A 9659-nucleotide genomic window follows, 5' to 3' on the forward strand; every position below is an offset into this window, starting at 1 on the left:
GGGGGAGATGACCACCATGACCAAGACACTCCCCCTCTGGGCCGCGCTCCTCTTTGGTGTGATCTGCGGCGCCGTCATCGGCACCATCGTTGCCGCCTTCTACCTGACCCTGGCCCTGAAAACCGGGTTTCAGAGCTTCGACATGTTGGCGCTCTGGAAGGCGAGCGCCGGCACCCGCGCGGCACATCCCGAAGCCTTCAAGGTTGGCTTCGGCGCCGTCGGCTTTGGCGCAATTGGTCTCGGCGTCTTGGCGCTGGCCTGGACCTGGAAGAAGGAGCGCGACGACTACGGCTCGGCTCACTGGCAGACCAAGGCGGAGCTGAAGAAGAACGACATGCTCCAGGCCCCCGGCAAGGGCTTTGTCTGCGGCAAGCTTGGCGCGCCGACCTCGAAGGCGGAGTTCATTTCCTCGACGATAATCCCGCATGTGATGATGGTGGCGCCGACCCGTGCCGGTAAGGGTGTGGGTTTCGTGATCCCGAACCTTCTGAGCTTCGCGGGTTCGGTCGTAGTGCTCGACGTGAAGGGCGAGAACTTTGAGAAGACCGCGCGGCTCAGGGCGCTGAACGGTGACGAGGTCTATCGCTTCAGCCCGTTTGATTGGGCCAATGCCACGCATCGCTACAACCCGCTCGCGCGGATCGCAAAGGCCCCGAGCTTCGCACAGCGCTTCACCGAGGTCTCGATCCTCGCCGACCTCTTCCTCGACAAGGACAACAAGACGCTCGACACCTTCTCCGAGGCTGGCAAGTCGATCTTTGTCGCGGCCTGCCTGCTGGCGATCCAGCGTGGCACGCCGAACCTCGGCGAGGTAAACAAGATCGTCGCCGGGGGCGAATACAAGAACGCCCAGTACAAGACCTATGCAGACGAGGCCGAGGAAGACATCCTGCGCGAGCTCTGGACCAATGCGGCCTCGGCCTCGTCGCGGCTGCTAACCTCGAACATCCAGGCGCTGATGACCGCCGGTCTCAAGCAATGGGACAACCCGGCGGTCCGCTCCGCGACCGAGGCGAGTGACTTCGATTTCTCGACCTTTCGGAAGACCCCGCAGTCGCTCTACATCGCGGTGTCCGAGGATCACATCGCGACCCTGGCGCCGCTCCTGCGCCTGATGTTCGCCGATCTCATCGCGTCGATCCGCCTGAACGAGCCGGGCCCGGATGAGCCCTGGCCGGTCATGATGATGATCGACGAATTCCAGCAGATGGGGGCGATGCCCTATCTCGAGCGCGCGATCCATTCGCTGGCGAGCTACGGCGGCCGGGTTGCGATGATTGCGCAGTCACTGGCTTCGCTTGACAGGATCTACGGGCCCGAGGGCCGCGAAAGCCTCGAGAACGGGGCCGGGCTTAAGCTCTACATCACCCCGCGTGACCAGCGCACTGTAAAGGAGGTTTCGGCCGCCGTCGGCAGTACCACCCGCGAGGCCGTGACCCGGATGTATGGTCGCAACAAGGGGTTCCTTGGCGCGACCTCGACCTCGGCGCGGCTGGAAGAGCGGCCGCTGCTTTCCGAGACCGAAGCGCGCCTGATGGATCCCGACGAGGTCATCATCCTCGCCTCGCCCCAGCATCCGATCAAGGCGAGCCGGATCAAGTATTACGACGATCCCTTCTTCAAAGAGATGTTGGCCCGGCAGGAGGGCAAGCCCTTCCCCTATCCGCCGAATGTGCAGGGCGTGGGGCCATGGGGCAGCGACGGTGAAGACGAGGCCGGCGCAGACGAGCAGGCGAAACCAGCCGAACGCGCGCCTGTCCGGGATCGCTCGCAGCGTCGCGAAGCGCGCGCTATGAGCGTGAGGACGATGGAGGCTGGGCGCGGGCAGCCTGAGCCCGGGACGCTCGATCGGGAAGCCGCCGTGCCGAAGGAATGGGAGGCGGCACTCGACCGGCAGGAGGATTTCATCGAGGAATTGTTGGGTGGGTGAGCGCGACAATCTTGTAGGCAGCTTTGCCCTTGGGACTGATTGGAGACAAGCGCGCTTGAGATGCATCTCAATGCGGCTTGAAAACTTCAAAGTCATTTCAACGCAGCGCGCTAGATCTTCGCCTCGGGGTAGTGCCCCTTTATTTCCGCGTTGAAAAAACGACCTAGTGAGTCAGCGGACATGAGACGCTCGTACATGAAGGCAGGCACGTTGAAATACTGATAAACGCCGCCATGCCTGAATTGGACCTCGAGCGTTTCTAATTCCGGGTCATACCCGACCTCAGCCAAGTTGCTGGAAGTTACTGGCTGTCGTTCCATCAAATTTCTCCCTCGTTCTCGTCTTCGTTCTCGCCCACTTCTGGTGGCTTCCACTTTGGATCCTGCGCACGCCATACCGCGACAAGCTCATCATAGTTTTCAGGGCCCCTGGGGCGCTTCCAGCTGTCCGCTACAAGCGGATCTTCGCTGTTTGGACGACGGTCTTTGGGTGGGAGAGTGACGCGGCAGCGCACTGGAAGCCGTGCAGCCTCGCCGGTTATTATTGCTTCGCCGGTCCTTAGAACCGAGAGGCTATCGGCGATACCGCTCAGGTTATCGGGCAAAGCGGCTTGTACCTTGCTGCGGTCAGTGGAATTGGTGAGGCGCAACGCGACAAAAGTCCCACACTGGGAGAGAATGGTGTCGTCAATTTCCGAAGGACGCTGGCTGACGATCATTGCACCAATACCGAACTTGCGTCCCTCTTTCGCGATTCTCTGAACCATTTCGCGCGCAGGGTTGTCGGATTCTCGACCAAGATACCGGTGAGCTTCCTCCATAACGACGAGTTGAGGCCGCTTTCGGCCGCCCTCATCGCGCTCGCGACCCCAGAAGAGCGCTTCATAGATAATCGACAGAATCGCCCCGATCAAATCTAGAAGAACCGCGCTAGGAATACCCGACAGATCAAGCACCGTTATCGCTTTCTCGTGGCCAATCCAGCTTTCGAGGAGGGATGGAAGGTCGTTCGTTACGTGGCCCGTCAGGTCAGGCTCCCATTCACCGGGCTTGAGCAGGAACTCGAACTGACGATCGAGCATACGTGATCGCATTCGGTCGAGCTGCTTGCGGATTCCGAGCACACCGACGTTGTTCTGGTAAGGTGCTGAATTCGTTGTTGTGTGCGGCTGGTAGGCTGGTTGACGAAGCGTGGTCGCGTCGCCGGGCTGAATGATCGCCGGTTGTGTCTTGGCCTGATCGAGCCAGGTTTTGACTTCTGGTTCGATCAGCTCGAGCCACAGGTTTCGCAAGCTGTACGGAATAGGGCTGTCGACGGTCATTGAATTCAGATCGACACCAGGCAAATTGTCTGCTTGAGCAATCGCGCTTTTGGCTGCGAAGATCTTGTCGAGTATTGCGGTCGTTGCGCGATCATCCAACTTCCCGCACAGAAAGTTGAGTATTTCGGCCGGCCGTAGTGCCCAGTACGGAATGACCAGCTGCTTCTCGCCGACTCCGGGTGTAATCCGAAAAATCTCAGCGTTGTCGGCGAGCGCGCTGGCATATTCGCCGTGGATATCGAGTAGGAGGATCCGCGCGCTCGGAAAGCCTGCTCCGTCAGGCGCCGAGATTGACCGCAACAAGCTAGAGACAGTCGTGGACTTGCCCGACCCGGTAGAGCCGAGCACTGCGCTATGGCGCGTGACTAGCTTGTCGAGGTCCAGGCGGACCGGAATGCTCTCGGCGTTAGCAAGTCGCCCGACTATCACTTGTCCGGAAAACTCTGCACCGTAGATTTTGGCCAGATCCTCTTCTGTGACCAGATGCACTTCATCGTTCAGGTTCGGATACTGGCTGATGCCTCGCTCAAACGAGGCCTCGACAATCTCGCCAATGAGCTGAACGGTTAGCCATCGTTCGCCGCGGTCTAGCGCATCGACTAGCGTCACCGGTGTCGCACTTGCCCCGACCTCTGATATGATAGCATAAAGATCATGATACCCCTGTGGTATCCGCACAAAGCTGCCGACCTGACCTACCCGGTAGCTTCGTCCTCCGATGATCGCAATGCCCGAAGCAACGCCCTCGAATTGACGCACACTTACGGTCGAACCGGCGACAGAGCCGACATGGCCGAGAAGAGTAGGGGCGTTCATTTGGCCTCCGACGCGGTGGCGGCTGTCGGTGGTGGCGCCTCCGCTGCCAATGCTGCAAGATCCGGTTGTGTCGGAAATGCTTGAACCGATCGTGATGCCGCGAAGAAGCGAGCAAAGGGTTCTATTGCACCGAGCGTGAAGTTTCCTTTGTCGTCCATGTAGGTTGACCTTATCGGCCCCCAATCCTTGCTCGGAAGTTCGGCCGGAGCTTTCCATGCGCCGCGCGTGCCGTTCACCTTGGCCTGGTCACGTGCATAGACGCTAAAGTTAGGCAGACGGCGCGCGAGGTCGCACGCCGGACCCTCTTCATCTAGAATCTTGTACTGGAATGCGAATACGCTGGAGGATGGATTGGCTGCGAGCGCTTCATCTATCCGGGCCGCGATGTGTGCATCGGCAAAAGAAAATCCGATAGAAATGAGTAGCGTGTCGGGGGTGAGCAGGAACGTACGAAGGCGATCGAGCAACGCTGCGTAGGGCGCTTTCTGTGTTTGATCGTATTTCAGGTGTTCGGGGAAGACGAGGTGACTTGCTGAGCTTTGGCCCGTGCGAATTACTTCGCCCTTAGAGCTAGCGCGCCAGCCGAGCGATCCATGGAGCTTCCATAGCCGCGTCCAGCGCGCGGGAAGATCACTGCGCGACACTGAGACGGGGTCGAAGAATGGTTCGCGACCACCCGTGAAGCCATCGAAGTACGGCGCTCGTACGGATTCGAACGCTTCTTCGAACAACAAGTCGTAGTTCGTGGTGAAAATTTCAACGGGATAGTCACGCGTTGTGCCCGTGATCCAATTCACGAGATCTGCATATGCTGATCCAGTCTCGGGCAATCGGACGTCCACGATCTTGCCTATCTCGGAGCAGATCGCTTCTCCGAAGGTCGCAAAGCCTGGGCCGTCGAGATCGTGGACTTTCGACGAACCAATCACTTGGCTCAGAGAGCGAATCCTCGAAAGGATCGTCTCGATGTCATGCTGCGCGAGTTCGGCTTTCAGGCCATCAATCTGTTTTTGATAGGTTGGGGCAAGTGTCGTGAGAACTTGGTCCGTGAGCCCCGCAACTGCCGGGATGAGCGGATAGGTGCCATCGGGTTTTGCCATTCCGGCAGAAGCTCCAGCGCCAACCAACAGCCCGATCCGCTTCCGGCCCTGCGCGACGATCGTCCTAAGCGCCGCCATATACTGATCGGGATTATGAACACTGACAGTCAACTTACGCTCCCTCAACACTTGCTTCTGCATCCTCGCATCTAGCACTTGGTTCAATATTCCACGCTCGATCTCGCCCGTCTACGGCGGCCGTCTGAAAAGGCTCCGGCTTTCCAACCGCATTGAAGCTTGTTGCGCTTGTTAGCAGCGCAGTTTGGATAGTGTGCGCAGGGGGCGTGTCTGTCGTGCGTTCTGTATCCCACTTGGCCGAAATGCCTTGCCTCCGTCATGCGGAAATTAAGATGTCAGCTTACTATGTCAGTTTCATTAGGCTCATGTTGGCGTACAGATGCAGACAGGGCCACTGTTTTATATCATCCTGTTCGGCATTGAATTTGCAGTTTTTTCGCGCAGGGCGTACTTTACGCACCCAATTCTTCCATCCTATCTAATTCTAGCCGAGCTTTTTCGTCATCGAGGCGCCATCGTCTTACGACATAAAATGCGAGCGCCTTACGCGTTTCGATCAGCAAATGCGTTTTGTCGTCAAAGCCATACTCTAGCCGGACGGCTCGAGCTTGCGCATCGGATAGATCTGAACGCGGGCGTATCCACAAGCGCACTAAGCTATTCCAGTCCGTGTCAAAAGGCAGGGGAGCAGGCCGCTCCCGCGTTTTCATCTCAGTTTGTTTCGCTATTCGTATTGGGAGGTAATCGCGGTACGCACTGTGCTTATAGCTCCATGCGCGGAGATAGATTGCCTCTCCGTCAAAATGAAACTGAACTGGACTGATCCACTGAGGGTCGGAGAGGCCGCTTGACATCGAGGTGTAGGTGATCTGGATGTCTCGTTCGCCCTTCATCGCGCGGTAGAGCTGTGCGACGACGGTGGAATCCATCACGCGAGTGGGAAGCGGGATGCTCGCGCCAAGCGATGCCGCCTTGCCATCGAGCAATTCGAAAACTTGTTCCGGGCCAGCCTCAGTCAATGCGCAGTGGTCGCCGGTCGAGAAGTAGGCCTTCTCCCCGGCGTCATAGACTGGCGGCGTGTTCGTCAGAGAGAGATAGGTTCGAAAGTCAACGGCAGCCTGTGCCATCGAGATATTGAATCGTTCCATCAAGTCACGACGGTTCGCCTGACCTCTCCAGGTCAGGCATTGATCGAGGAACAAAATTCGCTCGCGTTGCGCGTGTTTGAGGTCTTCTAGGCTCATGCACGAAGCAGTACTTGACTCGGCGCGCAAGGTCCATACATTTACTATACGTATAGAAAATGGATTGATCGGATGCGAATACTTCATACAGCAGATCTGCACCTGGGGCGGCAGTTCATGGGGTTGAGCCTCGAGGATGATCATGAGGTTATCCTGGGTCAGATCCTTGAAGCGCTTGTGGCCGAACGGGCCGATGTTCTTGTCATTGCGGGGGACGTTTTTGACCGTGCCTCGCCGCCCAATTCGTCGATCCGGCAGTTCAATCGTTTTCTCAAGCGCGTGGCGGAGGAGACCGAAGCCGCTGTGGTGATGATCTCTGGAAATCACGATTCTGGCGACCGGATCGAGGCAATGTCTGTCTTTTCCACCGCGTCTCGTGTGCTGGTGCGCGGGATTGCCGACGCGGTAGAGGCGCCACTGGTGCTGCGTGACGCGCAAGGCGAGATCGCCTTTTCCGCACTGCCCTTTTCCTATGAATACGCCGCACGCGAGGTGTTCGGGGATGAAAGCATTAATGCGCCAGCGGAAGTCGTTGCCGCTCAGATCGCTGCGGCGAGGAGGCAGGTGCCTGATGGGGCGCGTTGGGTCGTCGTGGCCCATGCTTTCGTCGCGGGGGGTGCGGTTGGCGAGACCGAGCGGGCCTTGACGCGAGTCGGGGGTATCGAAACTGTTCCCTCCGATGTCTTCGACGGGGCGGACTATGTTGCACTAGGACATTTGCACAAGCCGCAGGAAGTGGGCGCGAGCCATATTCGTTACTCCGGCGCACCGCTCGCTTTCGGGTTCGACGAGGCAGGAAACGAAAAATCAATGACTGTCGTCGATCTGCAGGCTGAAGGGGCCGAGATCCGCACCGTGCCGTTCCGACCGATCCGGCAAGTGCGCTCGCTTACCGGGGAATTCTCGGAACTTCTGGAGGGAACGCCGTCTGATGATTTCATCCAGGCCATCCTGACGGATGAGAACCCTCTGATCGATCCGATGAAGCGGTTGCGCGCGACCTATCCCAATGCTTGCCATCTGGCCTATGCCCGGCAGGAGCGCGCGGCGGAGACCGAGGCGCTCGGCAGCGGGCGGGCCACTGTGACGCCGATCGAGATGATTGGCGACTTCGTGAAGGTTGTGCGCGGCCGGGAACCAAACGCCACCGAAGTCGCGATCGTCGCGGAAAAGCTCCACGCAGTAGCCTCCGGGGAGGAGCAGACATGAGACCCATTCGCCTATCGCTTCAAGCCTTCGGGCCATTTGCCACAACCGAGGTAGTCGATTTCCGGTCCGCGCTGGAGACGGGTCTGTTTGGAATTTATGGTCAGACCGGCGCGGGAAAGTCGACGCTGTTTTCGGCGATGTCCTTCGCGCTATTCGGGGCGCCGACTAGGACTGATCAGGAACCACGTTCACTACGCTCGGATCACGCCGCTTCGGATCTACCTACCGAAGTCGAATTTGTCTTTGAGCTGGGCACCAAGGCCTACCTGATCCGTCGTCGTCCGGCGCAGGAACGTCCGAAGGCACGCGGTGAAGGGACCACTGAGGACGCGGCGGAAGCTTCTTTATTCGACGTCACCGGGATTCCGGTGGACACTCTTGGTCCGAGTCAGTCCGGCCGTGTCATTGCGGAAAAGAAGGTCTCGCTAGTAGGGCAGCAGGTCGAGGCGCTGCTTGGCTACGGGGCAGATCAGTTTCGACAGATCGTGCTCTTACCGCAAGGCAAGTTCGAGACGTTCCTGGCCGCAAAAACGGATGAGCGGGTCGAGATATTGCGGGATCTTTTCGACGTGAAGGTCTATCGCGATCTCGCCGCAAGGCTGAAGGAAGAAGCCTCAGCGGCAGAACGAGCGTTGCGCGACCAGCGCGCGCTCTACCTGGCTCGCCTCGAGGAACGCGGGTTCGAGAGCGCCGAAGCGCTTGAACTTGGGATTGCTGCAGCCGCAGCCGAAGTCGAAGAAAAGCAGGGCGTTCAGCGTGGTGCGGAGATGGCAAACGAAGCTGCGCGCAAAGCTCTGACCGAAGGCGAGCAAATCGAAAAGGCATTTTCTTCTGCCGACACGGCACAGCAGGCTGTCGATGATCTAGAAAAGAGAACGATCGAGGTCGAAGAGCTGGCCAAGCGCATTGAGGCTGTCCGGAATGCCTTGCAGGCCCGTGATCTTGAGACGGCTTGGTGCGATGCGGAGCAGGATAGCCTGAAAGCGGTGGAGGCTGTCACGAAGGCCGAGGCGGAACTCAACATCGCCACTGGCGCGAAGGAGTTGGCGGAAAAGAAACTTGCTGAGGCACAGTCTGGCGAGGACCGACGGCAACAAGTTCAGGCTGACCTGACAAGGTTGGAGGCGATCGAGAAGCAGGTCGGGCAGGCAGCGGATCTTAGAAGCGCGTTTGACGACGCTGTGAAGGACGAAGCTTCAGCGAAGAAGGCTCTGACCGAGGCCATTGATGCCCGAGAGAAGCTCAAGTCTCAGCGCGATGCGACCGATCTGGCGCTTGATCAAGCGCGAAAGACCGAAACGGAGCGAGGCCAGCTGACCGGTGAGCTGGCCGAGTTCAACCGAGAAAGGGTCAAGGCAGCGGCGTATGCTAGGGCGCAAGAAGCTGTCGCGGATGCTCAACGAAATGTTGAAGCGGCATCGAGTGAACTGGCGACAAGAACCGACGCGGCGCAAGCCGCTGATGCGACCTTGGTAGATGCCGAGGCACGGCTTTCGCGCACGCAAGCGATCATTCTCGCGGAAAAGTTGACCGAAGGGGCGCCCTGCCCTGTCTGTGGTTCCCATGATCATCCTGCGCCTGCCCATGGTGCGCCTGAACAATCTGGTTTGACAGAAGCGTTTCGGAGCGCTCAGGTTCAGGCTAGAATCGCCTCCGAAGCCAGAGTTCGGGCCGAAAGCGACCTCGGCAATTTCCGAATGCGGCTCGACGAAAAGAAGCGGGCGCTGGAGGAACAGGAGCGCCCTGAGCGCACGTTGGCGCAACTCGAAGCCGAAATCGCGCGGATTGAAGGCACCGTCGCCACGCTTGGAGAGGCGGTTGATCTGGACGCGATGGCGGAGCAGTTGGCCGAGCTCAAGCGCAAGGTGACTGAGGCAGAAACCGGCGAGGCTTCGGCGCGCACCGCTGCGGGGAAAGCCGAGACCGCTCTTGCCGGCGCGCGCGCCAAGCTGGACACAGTGATTGAGGCCCTGCCGAAAGGTCTGCGCACGCCCGAGGCGGTTGTCGCTCGACGGGAGGCT

7 protein-coding genes are annotated in these 9659 nt (G+C 59.1%); 3 read left to right on the forward strand and 4 right to left on the reverse strand.

The features are described from left to right. Positions 1-16 precede the first annotated feature (16 nt). Positions 17-1930 carry a type IV secretory system conjugative DNA transfer family protein gene (locus tag J7359_RS17070; RefSeq protein ID WP_120352558.1) on the forward strand — a complete coding sequence of 638 codons (1914 nt, stop codon included), beginning with the start codon at positions 17-19 and terminating at the stop codon, positions 1928-1930. A 110-nt stretch (positions 1931-2040) separates the two neighbouring features. Here J7359_RS17070 and J7359_RS17075 read toward each other — a convergent pair whose 3' ends face one another. From J7359_RS17075 to J7359_RS17090, 4 genes are all read right to left on the reverse strand, one after another. Further along, positions 2041-2250: a KTSC domain-containing protein gene (locus tag J7359_RS17075; RefSeq protein ID WP_065331067.1), complete on the reverse strand. Its 210-nt coding sequence runs from the start codon at positions 2248-2250 to the stop codon at positions 2041-2043. Then, positions 2250-4067, reverse strand: a complete 1818-nt coding sequence (locus J7359_RS17080; protein WP_081285330.1) for an ATP-binding protein — start codon at positions 4065-4067, stop codon at positions 2250-2252. Before J7359_RS17080 ends, J7359_RS17075 begins: the two co-directional genes overlap by 1 nt. Continuing rightward, positions 4064-5308: an SIR2 family protein gene (locus J7359_RS17085; protein WP_065331066.1), complete on the reverse strand. Its 1245-nt coding sequence runs from the start codon at positions 5306-5308 to the stop codon at positions 4064-4066. Before J7359_RS17085 ends, J7359_RS17080 begins: the two co-directional genes overlap by 4 nt. Before the next feature lie 329 nt (positions 5309-5637). Beyond that, positions 5638-6573 (reverse strand): WYL domain-containing protein, encoded by a 936-nt coding sequence (locus J7359_RS17090; RefSeq protein ID WP_162619162.1) that lies wholly within the window; start codon positions 6571-6573, stop codon positions 5638-5640. Here J7359_RS17090 and J7359_RS17095 point away from each other — a divergent pair. Together J7359_RS17095 and J7359_RS17100 are read left to right on the forward strand one after the other, a co-directional pair. After that, positions 6547-7638, forward strand: a complete 1092-nt coding sequence (locus J7359_RS17095; RefSeq protein WP_247740487.1) for an exonuclease SbcCD subunit D — start codon at positions 6547-6549, stop codon at positions 7636-7638. The two genes, J7359_RS17090 and J7359_RS17095, sit on opposite strands and share 27 nt — an antisense overlap. Then, positions 7635-9659 (forward strand): SMC family ATPase (locus J7359_RS17100; RefSeq protein ID WP_209058344.1); only part of this gene is annotated, 2025 nt, incomplete at its 3' end. The genes J7359_RS17095 and J7359_RS17100, both read left to right, overlap by 4 nt.

This window comes from Paracoccus sp. R12_2, assembly GCF_017744015.1.
GTDB lineage: Bacteria > Pseudomonadota > Alphaproteobacteria > Rhodobacterales > Rhodobacteraceae > Paracoccus.